The sequence below is a fragment of the Pseudomonas sp. GL-R-19 genome, from assembly GCF_019956375.1.
Classification (GTDB): Bacteria; Pseudomonadota; Gammaproteobacteria; order Pseudomonadales; family Pseudomonadaceae; genus Aquipseudomonas.
The window spans coordinates 216,845-234,333 of the sequence record NZ_JAHBDJ010000033.1 but is presented as its reverse complement, the minus strand read 5'-3'; the positions used below and the strand labels follow the sequence as shown (position 1 = coordinate 234,333).

At 61.1% G+C, this 17,489-nt stretch carries 19 protein-coding genes; 7 read left to right on the top strand and 12 right to left on the bottom strand.

Annotation, left to right across the window (positions count from 1 at the left end; translation table 11 throughout):
- Nucleotides 1-47: 47 nt before the first annotated feature.
- Both KGA83_RS18375 and KGA83_RS18370 read left to right on the top strand, forming a co-directional pair.
- Nucleotides 48-392, top strand: a complete 345-nt coding sequence (locus KGA83_RS18375; RefSeq protein WP_108215161.1) for a YciI family protein — start codon at nt 48-50, stop codon at nt 390-392.
- Nucleotide 393: 1 nt separating this feature from the next.
- Nucleotides 394-1,629 (top strand): RNA polymerase sigma factor, encoded by a 1,236-nt coding sequence (locus KGA83_RS18370; RefSeq protein ID WP_115947343.1) that lies wholly within the window; start codon nt 394-396, stop codon nt 1,627-1,629.
- A gap of 106 nt (nt 1,630-1,735) precedes the next feature.
- Here the strand turns inward: KGA83_RS18370 and KGA83_RS18365 are convergent, their stop codons facing one another.
- The gene (locus KGA83_RS18365) at nt 1,736-2,590 is read right to left on the bottom strand and encodes a LysR family transcriptional regulator (protein ID WP_223530444.1); all 855 of its coding nucleotides are present in this window, start codon (nt 2,588-2,590) and stop codon (nt 1,736-1,738) included.
- A 90-nt stretch (nt 2,591-2,680) separates the two neighbouring features.
- Between KGA83_RS18365 and KGA83_RS18360 the strand changes: the two genes are divergently transcribed.
- The gene (locus KGA83_RS18360; RefSeq protein ID WP_223530442.1) at nt 2,681-3,121 is read left to right on the top strand and encodes a multidrug/biocide efflux PACE transporter; all 441 of its coding nucleotides are present in this window, start codon (nt 2,681-2,683) and stop codon (nt 3,119-3,121) included.
- Between the two features lie 119 nt (nt 3,122-3,240).
- Here the strand turns inward: KGA83_RS18360 and KGA83_RS18355 are convergent, their stop codons facing one another.
- Complete coding sequence (locus KGA83_RS18355) at nt 3,241-3,999, bottom strand: SDR family NAD(P)-dependent oxidoreductase (protein WP_108215165.1); 759 nt, start codon at nt 3,997-3,999, stop codon at nt 3,241-3,243.
- 122 nt (nt 4,000-4,121) lie between these two features.
- Between KGA83_RS18355 and KGA83_RS18350 the strand changes: the two genes are divergently transcribed.
- Nucleotides 4,122-5,018, top strand: coding sequence for a LysR family transcriptional regulator (locus tag KGA83_RS18350; RefSeq protein ID WP_115947340.1), 897 nt, complete (start codon nt 4,122-4,124; stop codon nt 5,016-5,018).
- Nucleotides 5,019-5,161: 143 nt separating this feature from the next.
- Here KGA83_RS18350 and KGA83_RS18345 read toward each other — a convergent pair whose 3' ends face one another.
- The 4 genes from KGA83_RS18345 to KGA83_RS18330 form a co-directional block, all read right to left on the bottom strand.
- The gene (locus KGA83_RS18345) at nt 5,162-5,884 is read right to left on the bottom strand and encodes a TylF/MycF/NovP-related O-methyltransferase (RefSeq protein ID WP_108215167.1); all 723 of its coding nucleotides are present in this window, start codon (nt 5,882-5,884) and stop codon (nt 5,162-5,164) included.
- Nucleotides 5,881-6,747, bottom strand: coding sequence for a hypothetical protein (locus KGA83_RS18340; RefSeq protein WP_115947339.1), 867 nt, complete (start codon nt 6,745-6,747; stop codon nt 5,881-5,883). The genes KGA83_RS18345 and KGA83_RS18340 overlap by 4 nt, the downstream gene beginning before the upstream one ends.
- Nucleotides 6,748-6,933: 186 nt before the next feature.
- Nucleotides 6,934-8,547 carry an inorganic phosphate transporter gene (locus KGA83_RS18335; protein WP_108215169.1) on the bottom strand — a complete coding sequence of 538 codons (1,614 nt, stop codon included), beginning with the start codon at nt 8,545-8,547 and terminating at the stop codon, nt 6,934-6,936.
- 232 nt (nt 8,548-8,779) lie between these two features.
- A complete protein-coding gene (locus tag KGA83_RS18330; RefSeq protein WP_108215171.1) occupies nt 8,780-9,802 on the bottom strand; it encodes a transporter in 1,023 nt (340 codons plus the stop codon).
- Between the two features lie 272 nt (nt 9,803-10,074).
- On the opposite strand from KGA83_RS18330, the gene KGA83_RS18325 reads away from it, so the two are divergent.
- Entirely contained in the window at nt 10,075-11,700 is a 1,626-nt protein-coding gene (locus tag KGA83_RS18325) for a methyl-accepting chemotaxis protein (RefSeq protein WP_108215172.1), read from the top strand.
- A gap of 60 nt (nt 11,701-11,760) precedes the next feature.
- Here the strand turns inward: KGA83_RS18325 and KGA83_RS18320 are convergent, their stop codons facing one another.
- Both KGA83_RS18320 and KGA83_RS18315 read right to left on the bottom strand, forming a co-directional pair.
- A complete protein-coding gene (locus tag KGA83_RS18320) occupies nt 11,761-12,066 on the bottom strand; it encodes a PepSY domain-containing protein (RefSeq protein WP_223530440.1) in 306 nt (101 codons plus the stop codon).
- 207 nt (nt 12,067-12,273) lie between these two features.
- Entirely contained in the window at nt 12,274-13,404 is a 1,131-nt protein-coding gene (locus KGA83_RS18315) for a glycerophosphodiester phosphodiesterase (RefSeq protein ID WP_223530438.1), read from the bottom strand.
- A gap of 210 nt (nt 13,405-13,614) precedes the next feature.
- Between KGA83_RS18315 and KGA83_RS18310 the strand changes: the two genes are divergently transcribed.
- A complete protein-coding gene (locus KGA83_RS18310) occupies nt 13,615-13,941 on the top strand; it encodes a DUF2025 family protein (protein ID WP_223530436.1) in 327 nt (108 codons plus the stop codon).
- A 145-nt stretch (nt 13,942-14,086) separates the two neighbouring features.
- Here KGA83_RS18310 and KGA83_RS18305 read toward each other — a convergent pair whose 3' ends face one another.
- Together KGA83_RS18305 and KGA83_RS18300 are read right to left on the bottom strand one after the other, a co-directional pair.
- Entirely contained in the window at nt 14,087-14,410 is a 324-nt protein-coding gene (locus KGA83_RS18305) for an antibiotic biosynthesis monooxygenase family protein (protein WP_223530434.1), read from the bottom strand.
- Nucleotides 14,407-15,114 (bottom strand): CTP synthase, encoded by a 708-nt coding sequence (locus tag KGA83_RS18300; RefSeq protein WP_223530432.1) that lies wholly within the window; start codon nt 15,112-15,114, stop codon nt 14,407-14,409. The genes KGA83_RS18305 and KGA83_RS18300 overlap by 4 nt, the downstream gene beginning before the upstream one ends.
- A 15-nt stretch (nt 15,115-15,129) precedes the next feature.
- Here KGA83_RS18300 and KGA83_RS18295 point away from each other — a divergent pair, with 15 nt between their 5' ends.
- Nucleotides 15,130-16,071: a LysR family transcriptional regulator gene (locus KGA83_RS18295; RefSeq protein ID WP_223530431.1), complete on the top strand. Its 942-nt coding sequence runs from the start codon at nt 15,130-15,132 to the stop codon at nt 16,069-16,071.
- Nucleotides 16,072-16,077: 6 nt separating this feature from the next.
- Here the strand turns inward: KGA83_RS18295 and KGA83_RS18290 are convergent, their stop codons facing one another.
- On the bottom strand, nt 16,078-16,608 hold the full coding sequence (locus tag KGA83_RS18290; RefSeq protein WP_218427221.1) for a DUF1003 domain-containing protein: 531 nt from the start codon (nt 16,606-16,608) through the stop codon (nt 16,078-16,080).
- 124 nt (nt 16,609-16,732) lie between these two features.
- Nucleotides 16,733-17,344 carry a TetR/AcrR family transcriptional regulator gene (locus KGA83_RS18285; protein ID WP_108215179.1) on the bottom strand — a complete coding sequence of 204 codons (612 nt, stop codon included), beginning with the start codon at nt 17,342-17,344 and terminating at the stop codon, nt 16,733-16,735.
- Nucleotides 17,345-17,489: the final 145 nt, after the last annotated feature.

Sequence of the window (17,489 nt, the reverse complement as noted above, 5' to 3'; positions counted from 1 at the left end):
GAATGCCAATCAGCGACCATAGTTGATCGTTCGATAAGGAGAGCGTGATGAAGTATCTATGCCTGGTCTACAGCGATGAGCAGTTGCTGCATTCGCTACCGGAAAGCCCGAAGGACGAAGAGTGCATGGCCTATGCCGAGTCGATCCAGGGCAGTGGCCGGATGGTCGCCGCCGAGGCCCTGGAATCGGTGCAGACTGCCACCACGGTACGCATGCGCAACGGCAAGATGTCGATCACCGACGGCCCGTTCGCCGAAACCAAGGAGCAATTGGCCGGCTTCTACCTGATCGACGCCAGGGACCTCAACGAGGCCATTCAGGTCGCGGGCAACATTCCGGCGGCCCGGGTCGGCAGTGTCGAAGTGCGCCCCGTTCGACAGTTGAATCCTTAAGATGCCGGGGCTGCCGGTTCAGGCGCAGGTCGAGCGGGTCTATCGCGAAGAGTCGCGGCGGATCCTCGCGACCCTGATTCGCTTGCTGGGTGACTTCGACCTCGCCGAAGAAGCCTTGCACGAGGCGTTTTTCGTCGCGGTCGAACGCTGGCAGCGTGACGGCGTACCGAGCAATCCGCGGGCCTGGCTGGTGTCCACCGGGCGTTTCAAGGCCATCGATGCCTTGCGTCGGCGCGCGCGTTTTGCCGCGTCGCAGCCCTTGCTGATCGCGCAACTGGAGGCGCTGGAACAGGCCGACTGGAGTGATGAAGACGTGGAAGACGATCGCCTGCGGCTGATCTTCACCTGCTGCCACCCGGCCCTGGCGGCGGACGCGCAAGTGCCGCTGACGCTGCGGGAAGTCTGCGACCTGACCACTGAAGAAATCGCCCGGGCCTTTCTCTCGGCCCCGGCCACCATCGCCCAGCGCATCGTGCGCGCCAAGGCGAAGATCCGTGATGCGAAAATCCCTTATCAAGTGCCGACGCGGGCTGAGTTGCCTGAGCGTCTGGACAGCGTATTACGGGTGATTTACCTGGTGTTCAACGAGGGTTATTCGGCGTCCATCGGAGCCGAACTGATCCGCGAGGATTTGACCCGCGAAGCGATCCGTCTCGGTCGGTTGCTGGTGGAACTGCTGCCGGCGCCGGAGGTCATGGGCTTGCTGGCGTTGATGCTGTTGCACGAGTCGCGACGCCCGGCCAGGACCTCGGCGAGCGGCGAGCTGATTGTGCTGGACGAGCAGGACCGTTCGCTGTGGGACGCCGGGTTGATCACTGAAGGCTGCACGCTGGTCGAGCAAGCACTGACCATGGGACGATTCGGACCCTATTGCCTGCAAGCGGCCATCGCGGCGGTGCATGCCGAAGCCCCGACGGCGGGGGAAACCGATTGGCCGCAGATTGTCGGTCTGTATGACGTGCTGCTGCGGGCAGTGCCGTCGCCGGTGATCGAGTTGAATCGGGCGGCGGCGATTTCGAAACGGGATGGACCGCTGGCGGGGCTGACGCTGGTTGACGCCATTCTGGAGCGGGGAGAGCTGCTCGACTACCACCTGGCGCATTCGGCGCGGGCGCAATTCTGTCGGCAACTGGGCCGGGTGCAAGAGGCGCGGGCGGCGTGGGAACGGGCGCTGGCGTTGACTCGGCAAGAGCCGGAGCGGCGGTTTATCGAAGAGCGGCTCAGGGCGTTGGATTGATGCGGCCGTTCTGGCCTCATCGCGAGCAGGCTCGCTCCTACAGGGATTGATGGTGTACTCGATACCTGTAGGAGCGAGCCTGCTCGCGATAAGGGCCGAAGGACCTTCACTCCAGCATCTTGCCCAGCAACCAGTTCCCCGCCGGCCCCGGCGGATTGAGCCGCGACCACAACGCATCCACCGACACCGTTTTCGGCCACCCGCGCACCACCAGTTCCTGCAAGGTGCCAGGCCCGAAGCGCTCGACCAGCCAGCGGGGCAACGGTGCCCAGCCGAATCCGCCCTGGGCCATTTCCAGCAGCATCAGATAACTCGGCGCCGACCAGACACGGCCCTTCGCCCGACTTTCATAGGGATTGATGATGGTGGCCAGGCGCAGCTCGCGGTGTTGCTGCAGTACGTCCCGGTCGACGTGCTCCAGCATCGCCAACGGGTGTGCCGGGGACACGAACAAGGCGATTTCCGTGCGCTCGTCCACCGTCGAGCTGACCAGGTCCGGCGGGTAGCTGTCCTGCATTTCGGCAAAGGCAATCTGCGCCCGGCCGCTTTGCACCAGGGACACCAGGTCATCGCATTCGGCGATCAGGCATTCGAGCTCCAGGTCCGGGTAGCGCTGCTCGAAGGCACTGAGGGCGGCTTCGAAGCGGTCCGACTGATAGGTATCGGACAGCGCCACCGTCAACTTCGCTTCCACGCCTTGGGACAGTTGGCTGGCGGCCATTTCCAGACGACTGGTGGCGGCCAGGATGTCTTCGGCCCGTTGCAGCATGACGTGCCCGGCCGGGGTCAGCCCGGGCTTACGGCTGCTGCGGTCGAACAGCGTCAGGTTCAGGTCGATTTCCAGGCTGGCCACTGCGGCGCTGATGGTCGACTGACTGCGGCCCAGCTTGCGCGCCGCGGCAGAAAATGAGCCCTGGGTCGCCGCTTCGACAAACGCCAGCAACACTTCGTGAGACGCCATGAACTATCGCCTTGATCGATGGTTATTGGTTATGAAGTATCGGTGTGATGACAGATCATGGCAACCACAGTCACTCAAGGGAATTCGGCCATGAGCGCCAACAAGTCCATTACTGAACGTATTTTTCAAGCCATCGGTTTCGAACTGCTGGCCATCCTGATCTGTACCCCGTTGCTGGCCTGGATCATGAACAAACCGATGCTGGACATGGGCGCTGTGACCATCGCCATGGCTGCACTGGCCCTGGCCTGGAACGTGGTCTTCAACGGTATGTTCGATCGGGTGCTCAAGCGCCTGGCCATCGCACACAATGCCTGGGTCCGCGTGGTGCATGCGCTGTTGTTCGAAGGCGGTTTGGTCGCCCTCGGCGTGCCGTTGATCGCCTGGTGGCTGAATGTCAGCCTGTGGCAAGCGTTCGTGCTGGATATCGGTGTGTTGCTGTTCTTCCTGCCGTACACCTACGTTTACCACTGGGTGTATGACGTGCTGCGCGAGCGGTTAGTAGTGCGTGCGAGCATCACTCACTCATAACCGTAATGCATGGTCCGCAATGAGGCCTGTAGGAGCTGGCTTGCCAGCGAAGGCGGACAATCCAGCGACATCATTGTTGGATGTGCCGACCCCTTCGCTGGCAAGCCAGCTCCTACGGTTTACAAAAACATCCCCCCCGACGCCTCGATACGCTGGCCATTGATCCACTGGCTGCCCGGCGCCAGCAGCAGCGCAATCGCGGCGCCGATGTCATCCGGCAAACCGGCGCGACCCAGAGCGGTGTTGTTCGCCACCAGCGTGTTCAACTCAGGGTTGTCGCGCACGGCGCCACCGCTGAAATCGGTTTCTATCGCACCCGGTGCCAGGATGTTCACCGCGATGTTGCGTGCGCCGAGTTCCTTGGCCTGGTAGCGGGTCAGCACTTCCATCGCACCCTTCATCGCCGCGTAGGCGCTGTGACCCGGCAGGCTGAAGCGGGCCAGGCCACTGGAAATGTTGACGATGCGCCCGCCGTCATTGAGCAATGGCAACAGCGTCTGCGTCAGGAAAAACGGTCCCTTGAAGTGAATGTTTACCAGTAGGTCGAACTGCTCGACTGTGGTGTCGACGAAGTTGGCGTGCAGGCCGATCCCGGCGTTGTTCACCAGAAAGTCGAAGCGCTCGCGGCCGAAGTGGCTCTGCAAGACCTTCGCCACTTCGCTGCCAAAGGCGCTGAAATGCTCGCTGCGGGCAACGTCCAATTGCAGCATCACGGCGCGACCGCCCCGGCTTTCAATCTCGGCCACCAGGGCCTGCGCCTCATCGGCGCGGCTGTTGTAGGTGCCGATGATGTCGATGCCTTGGGCGACCAGGTGCAGGGCTGCGTTTTTGCCGAGGCCGCGACTGGCGCCGGTGATCAGTGCGATTTTACGGTTCATGGGACTTCCTCAAGTGCAGTGGACGGTTGATGCGAGGAAGTTTATTTATCCGTAAAGGAGTGATAAACAGAGTGAAACCGGAATCACTGGTCGGATTATCCGAACAATAAATGAGCAGGCCGATGAACAAACTGGAACTGTTGCGCACCTTTGTCCGAGTCAGCGAGATGTCGAGTTTCACCCTGGCCGGAGAAAGCCTGGGCCTGCCTCGCTCAACGGTGTCCGAGCATGTGCAGGCCCTGGAGGCATTGCTCGGCACCCGTCTGTTGCAACGCACCACGCGCAAGGTTCAGGCGACCCAGGATGGCCTGGTGTTGTATGAGCGCAGCAAGGACCTGCTGTCGCACATGGACGAGATCGAGGGTTTGTTTCGCCAGGACGAGGCGTCGCTGGTCGGGCGGATTCGCATCGATCTGCCGAACATTCTCGCCCGCCGCGTGGTAATGCCGCGCCTGCCGGCGTTCATGGCGCAGCACCCGCTGCTTGAACTGGAAATCAGCAGCACCGACCGCCGGGTCGATCTGCTCGCCGAAGGCTTCGATTGCGTGCTGCGCATCGGCGCCCAACCGGATCAATCGGTGGTGGCGCGACACCTGTGTGACTTCACCATGGTCAACTGCGCCAGCCCTGCGTATTTGCAGCGCTATGGCGTGCCGGAGCGACTGGCGGATCTGGCGCAGCATCGGCTGGTGCACTACGTCGGCGTACTGGGTGGGCGTTCGGAAGGGTTCGTGTACGTCGACAAGGGGCAGGTGCAGCGACTGCCGATGGCCGGCAGTGTCACGGTCAACAGCACCGATGCCTACGAGGCAGCATGCCTGGGTGGTTTCGGCCTGATTCAGGCGCCGAGGATGGGCATGCAGCAATACCTGCAAAGCGGTGAGTTGGTCGAGGTGTTGCCGCAGCTCAGCGCGCCGTCCATGGAGGTGTCGCTGTTGTATGCCCGGCAGCGGCATTTGCCGTTGCGGGTGAGGGCGTTCATGGATTGGTTGGGGGAGGTGATCCGCTCAGAAGTCTGAAACCGGCCCCAACAGGAGACTGGCCCCTGTGGGAGCGAGCTTGCTCGCGATGAGGCCATAACATTCAACATCACTGTTGACTGAACCACCGCTATCGCGAGCTCGCTCCCACAGGTTTTTGCACCAGTTTCCAGGTCTTCGGATCAGACGTGGAAGTAACCCACGCACGAATCGAACGGCAGGCGCTTGAGTTCGATCTTGTTCAGGTCGAGCACTTCACGCAGGGCCTTGGTTTCGCCCGGGAAGTTGCGGTAGGCGACTTCGTCGAGCACCACGATCGCGCCTTTGGGCATGTACGGCAGGAAGGTTTCCAGCGCGACTTTGGTCGACTCGTACAGGTCGGTGTCGAGGATCAGCATGGCCACGACCAGGTCCGGGCGGGTCTTGACCCACTCCGGCACGGTCTGGACGATGTCGCCCTTGACCAGCTCGCAGCGCGGAATCCGGTTGACCGGGCGCAACAGGTCGTTGGCGTCGATCATGTCCTGGATCAACGATTGGTCGGTGTCGGCGAACATGGTCTCGTTGACGTCGGCCGGGTCTTCTTTCTTGTCGATGCTCTGGAAGCCTTCGAAGGTGTCGAAACCCACGATCGAGCGGTTGATCGCGTACGGCTCGAGAATCATCGACAAGTGCATGTAGAGCATCAGCGAGTTGCCCTTGTACACGCCGCACTCAATGATCGCGCCCGGTACTTCGGCGACCTTCTTGAACAGCTCCATACGCGACAATGCAGCCGTCACGCCGATACGGTTGGCGAAGACGAACGGCGCGTCGGCCACATATTCGGCATCGACCCGTTTCAGGACATTGGTACGGGTTTCGTTGTACTGGGCCTCGGCGGGCGTGATGCGACGCTTGGTCATTGCGGGATTCCTCGGAAATTCGAAAAGTCGTGGACGTGGAAGTAGTCTTTGAAACCGGCGCCGACATCCGGGCAGGCGCTGTCGACGTTAATCGCGCCGCGCTGCTGCCTGAGGTCGTCGAGGTGCATCAGGCGAAAGTCCACGCTGAAGCGGGTTTGTTGCGTGTAATTGGGCACGGTGCCGTGCAAGTGCGAACCCGAGAACACCAGCATCTCGGCGGTGTTGCCGGCGATGCGCAGTTCAGAGGCGCTGTTGATCGCTTCGGTGGGCACCGGGTGTTGGCGCGCCTCTTCCTTGACGTTGTCCTTGGCGCGCTGGCGTTGCACATCGATCCAGTCGGACAGGCTCCACTGCGCCGAGGTGTTTTTCACCGGGGCGTCGAAGTAGGCCGGGTTGATCATCATGGTCTGGTCAGGCTGGATCGTGTAGACCGGCATCCAGGTATTGATCTGGCAGTCGACACCGCCGTACCAGGTATCGCGATGGGGCTTGTAGGCGTAGCTGACGCCGGCGTGCAGGTAGTCGTAGTTGGGCACGACACGGATGCGCGGTACGTCGAAAATGAACTCTTCGGGAGCGGCACCGATTTCGTCGGTGAAACTGCGGATCAGCTCCTTGGCACGCAGGCTGTTGGTGAACTGACCCTTGAGGCGAGTCACCAGCACCACGAACTCTTCCACCGGCATCAGCGTGTGCAGCGCCTGGTGGTTGGTCTCGCCATCGAAGGCGGCCGTGATGCTTTGCTGGGCAAAGGCACAGAGTTCCTTTGCCGCTTTCAGTTCGGTGTTGAGGAAGATGTCGCCAGCGTAGATCGCACTTCTGAAATCAGCGTGCTTGTGCAACTGATTGATGAATAAGTTCACGGTTCTCACCCAGGAATACTTTGGCTCTCATAAGAGTCGGCAATACATTGGCAAACTGAAGCGCCATCCTCGAACGAAACGATCAATACCTTGATTTGGCGAAGAAGTGCGCGGCTTTTCGCCGGGCTGAAAGCAAACATCCCGCAGCGATCGCTCGCGGCGGGATGTGGGTAGAGGCGGGAATGATCAGAACAGTTGGGTGAACAACCAGTACAAACTGCCCGACAGCAGGATAGCCGCCGGCAAGGTCAGCACCCAGGCCATCAGCAGGTTGCGGATGGTCTTCATCTGCAAGCCGCCGCCGTTGGCGACCATGGTCCCGGCCACCCCCGATGACAGCACGTGAGTGGTCGACACCGGCACGCCGAACATGTCGGCGGCGCCGATGGTCAGCATCGCCACGGTTTCTGCCGAGGCGCCCTGGGCGTAGGTCAGGTGGGTCTTGCCGATTTTCTGGCCGACGGTCACCACGATGCGCTTCCAGCCGACCATGGTGCCCAGGCCCAGGGCGATGGCCACGGCGATTTTCACCCACAGCGGAATGAAGCGCGTGGAGTTGTCGATCTGTTGCTTGAACAGTTGCAACTTGCCGCTGGTGTCGGCGTCGAAATTGCCGACCTTGTTCTTGTCCATCAGGCGAATGGTTTCGCTGCTCAAATACATGTCGTTACGCACGTTGCCCACGGCCTCGGCCGGGACTTTCGACAATGAGCCATAACCCTTGACCTGGACGCCGATGCTGCCGGTCAGCGCCGCCAGCGCCGGCACCAGTTGCGGGGTCGCTACCTTGCTGCGCACATATTCGGACAGCACCGGGCGCGGGTCGGCCGGCGCTGGCAGCGGAGCAGCTTTGACCAACGCTTGCTGGGTGACTTCGGCGACCGCCGCGAACTGCAGCGCCTGATCGGCCGGCATGGTGCGGTTCAGTGCGTAAGCCATTGGCAGCGTGCCCACCAGAATCAGCATGATCAGACCCATGCCTTTCTGGCCATCGTTGGAACCGTGGGCAAACGACACACCCGTGCAGGTCAGGATCAACAGGCCGCGAATCCACCATGGCGGCGGGGTCTCGCCCTTTGGCTCCTTGTACAGCGCACGATTCTTGACGAACGCGCGCAGCGCCAGCAACAGCAGCGCGGCGCAGCCGAAGCCGACCAGCGGCGAGAGCAGCAACGCGTAACCGATTTTGATTGCCTGGGCCCAGTCCACGCCGCTGGTGCCGTCGCGGCCGTGCATCAGGGCGTTGGCCACGCCGACCCCGATGATCGAACCGATCAGGGTGTGCGATGACGACGCCGGCAGGCCCAGCCACCAGGTGCCGAGGTTCCACAGGATGGCGGCGATCAACAGGGCGAAGATCATCGCGAAACCGGCAGACGAGCCGACTTGCAGGATCAGCTCGACCGGCAGCAGGGCGATGATGCCGAACGCCACCGCGCCGCTGGACAGCAGCACCCCGAGGAAATTGAAAAATCCGGACCAGACCACCGCCACGTTCGGCGGCAGCGAGTGGGTGTAAATCACCGTGGCCACCGCGTTGGCGGTGTCATGGAAACCATTGACGAACTCAAAGCCCAGGGCGATCAGCAACGCCACGCCGAGCAGCAGGAACGGTGTCCAGGTGGTCACCACCGTGCCGAGTTCGTTCATGTCGTGCATCAGGCTATAGGCGGTAAACAACAAGCCGATGGCCAGCACGGCAAAAAACACCACGATGGTGATCAGGCCAGGTTTCTTGTCGAATTGCGGTATGGCGCTACTGGCGGGTGCGGGGGAGGCGGTGAAGGAGGGCGTAGCCATCACGGACATTCCTGAGGAGGGAGGTGTACCAGTGATAATCGTTGCCAATTGTTACAGGGAGGCTGTTCTGGGTCAGTGTTTGGGTTTTTTGCAGGGCCGCTGATCTGAAGTCAAGCGCTGAAATCCATGTAGGAGCGAGCCTGCTCGCGAATGCGGACTGGCATTCAACATCTCTATTGAATGTTCCGCCCTCTTCGCGAGCAGGCTCGCTCCTACAGGGTTTCATGGATGCTCAATAATCCCGCTGCTTACGAAACGCCCAGCGCCCGGCGATCACGGTAAAGCTTGCGACCAGCGCCACCAGGATCCAGAAACCCTGCGGATCACCGGCCAGCGGAATGCCGCCGACGTTCATGCCGAAGAAGCCGGCGATGATGTTGATCGGCAGCGCCAGCACCGTTACCACCGTCAGGGTGAACAGCGTGCGGTTGGTCTGTTCGTTGATGTTGGCGGCGATCTCTTCCTGCAACAGCTTGATCCGCTCACCCAGCGCCGTGAGGTCGTTGATGATCAGCGCAAACTCCTCGGTGGATTTGCGCAACTCCTTCACGTCTTCCTTTTGCAGCCATTGCGGCGGCCGGTTGAGCAGGCGCAGTAACGAGCCCGGTTCCAGCGCCAGCAGCCGTTGCAAACGCACCAGCACCCGGCGATTGGCGCCCAGTTCAGCGCGGTTGGTCGACAGCCGCGAAGAGAGCAACTCATCTTCGATCTGATCCACGCTCTGGCTGGTCTTGCGCACGATCTGGGTCAGCACTTCACCCTGGTCGCGCAGCAAATGCACCAGCAGCTCCAGCGGGGAGCGAAAGCATTCCCGGGCCTTCACCGACGAGCGCAGTTTGTCCACCGAGTGCAGCGGTTGCAGGCGGGCGCTGACGATCAGCCGACTGCGGGCGCACACCCACAGCGTCGAGACGTCCGACGAGACCATGTTGCTGAGGTTGAACACCACGTCGTTGACCACCGCCAGCAACGCCGAATCGACATGTTCGATGCGCGTCGAGCGCGAGCCTTCGTGCAGCGCTTCGAAAAATTCCTCAGGCAACTCCAGATGGCTTTTCATCCAGCGTTCGCACGCGGCGTGGGCCAGGTTCAGGTGCAGCCAGAGAAATTGCTCGTCGCTTTGCGGTTGTTGCAGGTACTGCAAGGCCTCGGCGGAATTGATTTCCCGGCCGGCCTCACCGGGGCGAAAGCTGAAACCGTAGAGCAGGCCGAACAGATCCGTGTCGCGATGGCTTTGATCGATGCTGTGGTTCATGAGGGCTCGCAAGGGGAGACGCCTGTCGCAGGTTTCGCAGGTTCACTTGAGCGGCATCATCGCAAGCCGGGATGACGTTTTTGTGACAGGAAAATAACGCAAACGATTGCACTACCGGCGGTCGGAATTCTCTCAAGAGCCGCTCTGGCTCGCCGATCACGCTTGGGTTGAGTTGCGCGCCGCAGGCCTCGGCGGAGATCGCAGACAGGGAAGTCCGGACACCTTTCACGCCTTAACGGGGCGTGCCTCATTCCAGTCATGAGTACCATCCGATGCTTTTGCAAAAGTCCCTGAGAGCACAAATTCTCGCCCTACTGAGCGGCAGCCTGCTGGCGATGCTGTTGATCGCCCTGGCATGCTTTCACTTGCTGTCCAGCGGTGTGCAGAGCTACGCCAATCTGATCGAGGGCCCGCTGCATACCTCGCAATTGATCGATGAAGCCAACCTGCAATTCAAGGTGCAGGTGCAGGAGTGGAAAAACGTCCTGTTGCGCGGCAAGCAACCGGCGGACCTGAGCAAGTACTGGGGGCAATTCGAAGACCGTCAGCGCGATGTGCAAAACATCCTCGGCGAGCTGGCCGGGCAGAAGGGCATCGAGCCGCCACTCAAGAGCCGCATCGAGCGCTTGCGTGAGGAGCATCGCCAGTTGGGCGCGGCTTATCAGAAGGGCCGGGACGCGTTCGTGGCCGCCGGTGGTGACCCGACGGCAGGCGACGCGGCGGTCAAGGGCGTGGACCGCGCGGCCAGCGATCAGATGAGTGAACTGGTCAGCGAGTTGCGCAAACAGGGCGCCGAACAATCGACGCTGATCAGCGCCGCTGCCGATCGCACGGTGATGCTGGGGATCATGGTAATGCTGGTTTCGAGTTTGCTGATCGGCCTGCTGAGCCTGTGGCTGGTCAACCGCAATCTGGTCGAGCCGATCCGCAAACTGATCGAATACGTGGCGCAGCTCAGCCGGGGGCGTATTGCCGAGCGCGTGGCCAGCAACCGTCAGGACGAGTTGGGCAAACTGGCGATGGCCGCCAACACCCTGCGCGACTTCCTCGCCGAAACCTTCAGCCGTTTGCAGCGCAGTGCGTCGGACCTGGATAGCGCCAGCGGTGAGTTGAACTCGATCGCCACCGTGATGGCCGGCGGTACCAACGAGCAGTTCAATCGCACCGATCAGGTGGCCACGGCGATGAATGAAATGTCCGCCACCGCACAGGAAGTGGCCCGTCATGCCGCCGAAGCGGCGCGGGCCGCCGACGATGCCGACCAGTCCGCCCAGCAGGGCGAAAAAGTCATGCAGGGCACCATCCATACCATCACCCAGATGCGCGGCGAAATCGCCAACACCGCCACGGTCATCCGCCAACTGGAAACCGACAGCGGGCGCATCGGCAAGGTTCTGGAAGTGATCCGCGGCATCGCCGAACAGACCAACCTGCTGGCGCTCAACGCGGCCATCGAAGCGGCCCGCGCCGGTGAGGCCGGACGCGGATTCGCGGTGGTGGCCGATGAAGTGCGCAGCCTGGCCCAGCGCACGGCGGCGTCGATCATCGAGATCAATCAGATCATCCAGACCGTGCAGACCGGTGCAATCGAAGCGGCCCAAGCGATTGAAAGCGGTCAGTCGCGCAGCGAGCAGAGCGTGCAGCAAGTGACCGAGGCCGGCGCCATGCTCGAACGCATCACCCTGGCCGTGGAAGCCATCCGCGACATGAACCGCCAGATCGCCACCGCTGCCGAAGAGCAGACCTCGGTGGCCGAAGACATCTCGCGCAACCTCACCGAAATCACCAGCATCGCCAGCACCAACCTGGACAACGTGCAGCGCACTGAAGCGGCCAGCAACAACCTGCACGGTTTGTCGGGGCAGTTGAACGAGGTGACGGCGCGCCTGAGCGCTTGAGTCCAGGATGCACAAAAGCCGCACGACTTCTCAATCGTGCGGCTTTTGTGCGTTTCGGGATCAGGTGTCCTGTTTGTTCTTCAGGACCTTGCCGTTGGAGGCATCGATGTCCACATCCCACTCGACGTTCTTGGCATCACGCAGTTCGACTTCGTACTCGTAACCGTTGAAGTAGTTGTCCAGTTCGGTTTTGGTGATCGTTGCACCCGGGTGCAGATCCAGCGCGATCCTGTTCAGATCTTCCAGCGACTTGATCTTGCCGTCCTTGACCAGTTGCGGGATCTCATCGACCCGTACATCGGCCTGGGCCAGGCCTGCGGCAAAGGTCAGGGTTGCAGCGGTAAACAAGGCAGTCAGGGTCTTCATGGGCTTCTTTCCTTGGGTGATCCGTTCAAGTGAGATCAGGTTAGTGTGTGTAACTTAATCCACCCTTAAATCCCTCTGCATGTCCTGCATCAATCCCTGTGGGAGCGTGGCTTGCCCGCGAAGGCGGAGGGTCAGTCAGCGTTGATGTTGAAGCTGATGGCCCTATCGCGAGCAAGCTCGCTCCCACAGGTTTTGTGCAATAGCGCATTAATACCCGTTGTTCTGTAGCACCTGCGCCACACTCGCAGCCGGGCGTTTATAGAACTTCAACAACTCGCTGGCGCGGTTGGTGAAGATGCCGTCGACACCGGCGTCCATGACTTTCTGGTAGTCCACCGCTTCGTCGATGGTGTACACGTGCACCAGCAGGCCCTGATCGTGGGTGTACTGGTTCATCCACGGTTGCACCAGATCCGCATAACTCTGGTCGCCACCCTGGGTCAGTGCGGCGGACGGGCCGGTGCCGATGGCGCCCTGGGCCTTGGCGTAGTCGACCCAACGCTGGAATTCGGCTTTGTCCTTCGGTTCCTGTGCGGCGTAGTACGCGGCCTTGTCCCTGGCGCCGGACTCGGCAAATGTCACCTTGGACTTGGGCTCGATACTGCCTTCAGCGACCCACAACAGCAGGATCTTCGGCACCTTCGGCATTTCCTTTTGCAGCAGTTCGAGGCTGCTCTTCTCGAAGGTCTGCAGGACCACCTTGCCTTTGCCCTGGCCGACCGCCAGCTCGCTTTTCGCCAGTTTCGAACCGGTCGGGCTCAGCCAGCCGCGGTCCTGAAGTTTTTCCTTGAGGTCGTGTTCAATGCCGGGAAACTGCTTGGGCTCCTTGGTCTCGATGTACAGGCCGGGCTTGTGCAGGGAGTTGCCCTCGGCGATGTCGATGATTTCATCGAGGGTCAGAATCTTCAGGCCCGCGAAGGCGGGACGTGCGCGGTCCGGGTACGCGGCATTGAACCAACTGCCCGCATCCAGGGTTTTCAGCTCGGCCATGGTGAACGCATTGGCGGGGCTGTCCTTGCGCTCGGGGAATTTGCTGGCAACGTCGGTGGTGCGTTGCAGATTGTTGTCGTGCAGGGCAAACAGCACGCCATCCTTGCTGCGTTGCAGATCCAGTTCCAGGTAGTCGGCGCCCAGGTCGCGGGCCGTCTTGTAGGCGGCGGCGGTGGATTCCGGCGCATCGAACGACGCGCCACGGTGGGCGATCACCGCTGGATGCGGAATGCCCAAGCGGGTCGCCAGTGCCTTGGGACCGGGTTCGCTGGCGGCCTGTGCGTGGCCAACGCCGAGGCCGAGCAGCAGGCTCAGTAACAGGGCGCTTCTAGTAAAGGTTGCGGGCATGGTCGAGATCCTTTCGCAATGAGGGTGCGTCCCTTTTAACAACTGATCATTGCAGGCGCTATAGCAAGACCGACACAAACCTGCCCAAAGCTGATGTTCGTCAGCGCTTTTGTGCGCCCGGTTGCAGTACGCTGGGGCCCTGCAATTTCCCCGGCAGAGGGAAACGCAGGCCCTGCGTGCAAACCAACGATCACTATTGCGGGGTTTACCATGCGCATCACTTCCCAGCTCATCTGCCAGGCTGCCGACCAACTCAAAGGCTTCGTCGGCCTCAACCGCAAGACCGGCCACTACATCGTGCGTTTCAGCGAAGACTCGTTCGGCATGGACGTGGCGGACGACGGCATTATCCCGACCAGCGAATTTGTCTGGGCCACTGGTCCCGGGCAAACCATGACGCTCAAGCGTGAGTTGATTCAGTTGCTGCTGGACCAGAACATCGATGACCGGATCAACATCACCGAGCCGTTGCGGGTGTACATGAACCGGCGGGACGTGCCGGAGATTTCGGCGGTTCGCAGTCTGGTCAAGGGCTGAGTTTTTGCGGTGATTTGGCTGGCCCCATCGCGAGCAGGCTCGCTCCCACAGTAGATCTTTGTCGCGCACAAATGTTGTGACCGACCGGGATCAAAATGTGGGAGCGAGCTTGCTCGCGATGGCGGCCTGAAGAGCTCTGAATCAGTTACTGATTGAACCCATAAGCCCGCTCAACCCGGCACACCCGCGTATGACACCGCGCATACCAGGTCGAGCGCCCACGCTCGCGAATGGCCGTGTGCTCAGGGTGATGCTTCCACGCCAGAATCGCCGCTTCACTGGCCCAGTACGACACCGTAATCCCAAGCCCATCCTCGCCCCGGGCCGACTCCACGCCGAGAAACCCCGGTTGCTCACGGACCAGCTCCAGCATCCGTGCGGCCGCTTCGGCGTAACCCTGGTCACCCTCGGTGCGCACCGAGGTGAAGATCACTGCGTAACAAGGCGACGCTGGCGTATCGGCGATCATGACGAGCGCCCCGCACAAGCTGCGACAAAGGCGCCAACCAACGGCGGCAAGACACCCTTGAGCGCTGCCCGCTCGGGCTGGAACAAGGTCGCGACAAAGAACCGATGACCGCTGAGTTCGACCGCCCGCAGTCCGTGTTCCGAATCGTGGCCGACGGCGTGAAGTTCGCGCTTGAGCAGCTCCGCTTCGAACAGCGGATTCACACCATAACGACAGCGATAGCCTTCACGAATCTCGGCGTTTTCGTACACCTGGGCAATCAACGAGCCTTCATGTAAATGAATGGTATCGACGGCCTCCACCAGCGCGCACGACAGCGGTGTCAGCAGCGCCCGTATTGCATCGGGTGAAGTCTCGCCGTGTTCGGCATCCGACCAGCCCAGTACGTTGCGCGCATATTCCAGCACCGCGTGTTGAAAACCACCGCAGGTGCCGAGGAAAGGTCGCCGTTGTTCGCGGGCAAAACGGATCGCTGTTAATGCGCCATCCGTGCTGCGGTAAGGGCTGGCCGGCACACACCAGAAACCGTCGAATGTGTGCAGTGGTGTCTCGGCGTGGATTTCATCGGTGGCGAGCCAGTGCCATTGCAGGTTCAGGCCCGTGTGTTCGGCGGTCATTTCGAGGGCCACAGGAATGGCCTGGTGGGCGGTGACGTGTGGGTCGTAGTCGCCGATCAGGGCGATGCGAATCGGGCGGTTTTCCATGCGGGGCCTCTGCACTTGTTGATTGCTGGTGCCCACTATAGATTGGCGTTCACGCACTCAATATTGGCATTTTCCCAAGTGATCAATGCAGCGACGCACTATCGACTGGATTACCCGGACCTGAGCCTGATTCTCGCGCTGGTACGCGGCGGCTCTCTGGCTCGGGCTGCGCAATTGCTGAAGGTGGATGTCTCGACGGTGTTTCGAGCGGTGCGCCGGCTGGAGGCTGCACTGGGTCAGCAATTGTTCGAAAAAAGCCGCGCCGGTTACCTGCCCACCACCCTGGCGCAGTCGCTGGCTGAACAGGCCGAGCGCGCCGAGCAGGCGCTGGAGGCGGCGCGCATCGGTGTGGAGCAGGGCGGTGAAGTGATCAGCGGCATCGTGCGCCTGACCTGTACCGATTCGGTCCTGCAAGGTTTGCTGTTGCCGGCGCTGGCGCAGTTCATGCCGAACTATCCGGCGCTGACCCTCGAACTCAGCACATCCAATGATTTTGCCAACCTCAGCCGTCGGGATGCCGATATCGCCCTGCGCCTGACCCGCACGCCTCCGGAGCATCTGGTAGGACGGCGGCTGGCGGATATTGCCTACCGGGTGTGCGCCAGCGAGCGATATCTGCAATCGGTCAACACCACCGACCTGGCCGCATTGACCTGGATCGCTCCGGATGACTTCCTGCCCGATCACCCGACCGTTGCCTGGCGTCGCCAGGCCTTGCCGGGCGTAACGCCGGGCTATCGTTGCAACAGCATGCTGTCGGTGACCGAGCTGGTCAGGGCGGGGCTGGGTATAGCGGCACTGCCGGACTTTTTGATTGGCGACGGATTACAGCCGCTGAGCGAACCGTTGCACGGATACGACACCGCACTGTGGCTGCTGACCCGTCCCGACTGCCGCGCCTTGCGCTCGGTGCTCACCTTGTTCGATGAGTTGGGGCGGGCGCTGAAACTGCCGTGAAACCGTTCAGGTTCTTGGCTCATCCTTGCGCACCAGGTGCTGATGCATTTCCGTGGTCAGGCTATCGATGCGCTCGGTGAGAGCCTTGGTCATCTCCGTGAGGCGAGTGTTCTGCTCAAGCAGCTCCAGCAGTTGTGCAGAGTTTTTCGCGGCCTCTGCCTGTCGCTCACTGTTGGCGGTCGCCAGTGCTTCGCGGTGCTGCGCATCGGCATCGGATTTGGCTTTGTCCCGCGCGGCCTGACGCGTCTGGGCCAACAGAATCAATGGCGCGGCATAGGCCGATTGCAGGCTGAATGCCAGGTTGAGCAGGATGAACGGGTACGCATCGAAGTGGGTGAACCCGGATAAGTTAAGGCACACCCAGATCACCACGATCAGCGTTTGTGCGCCGAGAAAAGTCGGTGTGCCGAAGAACCGCGCAAAGGCTTCGGCGCGCAGGGCAAACTTGTCATTGCCAAAGGTCGGCGCGAGGTGGGCATGAGGACGATGGAAACGCAGATGATCGACGTGGGCGGCGGTTTCGTGGTTGGTGGTCATGATGCTCTCTGTATGGCGCTGGGACTGAGGCTCACTATAGCCTCAGCGCCGGTTTCATTCTGAAACACATGCGCCGTTCAACTCAGAGCCATCAAAGGTTCGACGGCGCCGTCGACATTGTCATTTATTGCACCTGATAGCAGGCCAGAAACATATCCAGCGCGGACTCGGCCACCCGGTGTTGTTCTTCGGCTGACAAGCCGGGTTGCCCCATGGAAATCTGTGGCCAGAATGCAAAGGACTTGAGCAGGCCATGGACCTGTTGAGCGGCGAATTCGGGAGCCACGACCTTCAATCGGCCATCCGCTTGAGCGGCCCGAATCCACACCGTCAGCCCCTCTTCGCGTTCACCCATTCGGGCCACCATGTCCTGCGCCCGCTCAGGGGAATGAATCGTCGCCGCTATCGCCACCCGTGCCAGGTCGAGAAAATTGTCATCGCCCAACATTTGCAGCTTGGCCATCAGCAACACGCGGAGTTGATCGCGCAGCGGCAGATCGGAACGGTAGGCCGTTTCCTGTTCTGCCGTCACCCGGATCCATAACTGATTGAGGATCTCGGCGAACAACTCTTCCTTGCTGGGAAAGTGGTTGTACACCGTGCGCTTCGACACACCGGCAGTAGCAGCAATCTTGTCCATGCTGGTGATCTCGAAACCGTTGTCACGGAATTCGTTGATCGCAGCTTGAATGATCGCTTGGCGTTTTCGGTCGGTGAGGCGCTGTGGAGCTGTCATAAATACGCTTCGGCAGGAAGAAGGGGGGAATTACACTCAGCAGTTTACTTGTCATCGACTTTGATGCAACCTAGAAACTACACTGTGCAGTGTAATGTTTTGTTAACCCTGCCCAGCAAAAATAGAAAGTCCGGCTGATGCGTGC

Excerpts from the sequence above, each read along its gene's own strand:
- KGA83_RS18330 (WP_108215171.1), bottom strand. The coding sequence starts at position 9,802 with ATGAACCACAGCATCGATCAAAGCCATCGCGACACGGATCTGTTCGGC.
- KGA83_RS18365 (WP_223530444.1), bottom strand. The coding sequence starts at position 2,590 with ATGGCGTCTCACGAAGTGTTGCTGGCGTTTGTCGAAGCGGCGACCCAG.
- KGA83_RS18370 (WP_115947343.1), top strand. The coding sequence starts at position 394 with ATGCCGGGGCTGCCGGTTCAGGCGCAGGTCGAGCGGGTCTATCGCGAA.
- KGA83_RS18315 (WP_223530438.1), bottom strand. The coding sequence starts at position 13,404 with ATGCCCGCAACCTTTACTAGAAGCGCCCTGTTACTGAGCCTGCTGCTC.
- KGA83_RS18345 (WP_108215167.1), bottom strand. The coding sequence starts at position 5,884 with ATGACCAAGCGTCGCATCACGCCCGCCGAGGCCCAGTACAACGAAACC.
- KGA83_RS18310 (WP_223530436.1), top strand. The coding sequence starts at position 13,615 with ATGCGCATCACTTCCCAGCTCATCTGCCAGGCTGCCGACCAACTCAAA.
- KGA83_RS18355 (WP_108215165.1), bottom strand. The coding sequence starts at position 3,999 with ATGAACCGTAAAATCGCACTGATCACCGGCGCCAGTCGCGGCCTCGGC.
- KGA83_RS18305 (WP_223530434.1), bottom strand. The coding sequence starts at position 14,410 with ATGATCGCCGATACGCCAGCGTCGCCTTGTTACGCAGTGATCTTCACC.
- KGA83_RS18335 (WP_108215169.1), bottom strand. The coding sequence starts at position 8,547 with ATGGCTACGCCCTCCTTCACCGCCTCCCCCGCACCCGCCAGTAGCGCC.
- KGA83_RS18325 (WP_108215172.1), top strand. The coding sequence starts at position 10,075 with ATGCTTTTGCAAAAGTCCCTGAGAGCACAAATTCTCGCCCTACTGAGC.
- KGA83_RS18320 (WP_223530440.1), bottom strand. The coding sequence starts at position 12,066 with ATGAAGACCCTGACTGCCTTGTTTACCGCTGCAACCCTGACCTTTGCC.
- KGA83_RS18300 (WP_223530432.1), bottom strand. The coding sequence starts at position 15,114 with ATGGAAAACCGCCCGATTCGCATCGCCCTGATCGGCGACTACGACCCA.
- KGA83_RS18375 (WP_108215161.1), top strand. The coding sequence starts at position 48 with ATGAAGTATCTATGCCTGGTCTACAGCGATGAGCAGTTGCTGCATTCG.
- KGA83_RS18285 (WP_108215179.1), bottom strand. The coding sequence starts at position 17,344 with ATGACAGCTCCACAGCGCCTCACCGACCGAAAACGCCAAGCGATCATT.
- KGA83_RS18290 (WP_218427221.1), bottom strand. The coding sequence starts at position 16,608 with ATGACCACCAACCACGAAACCGCCGCCCACGTCGATCATCTGCGTTTC.
- KGA83_RS18350 (WP_115947340.1), top strand. The coding sequence starts at position 4,122 with ATGAACAAACTGGAACTGTTGCGCACCTTTGTCCGAGTCAGCGAGATG.
- KGA83_RS18360 (WP_223530442.1), top strand. The coding sequence starts at position 2,681 with ATGAGCGCCAACAAGTCCATTACTGAACGTATTTTTCAAGCCATCGGT.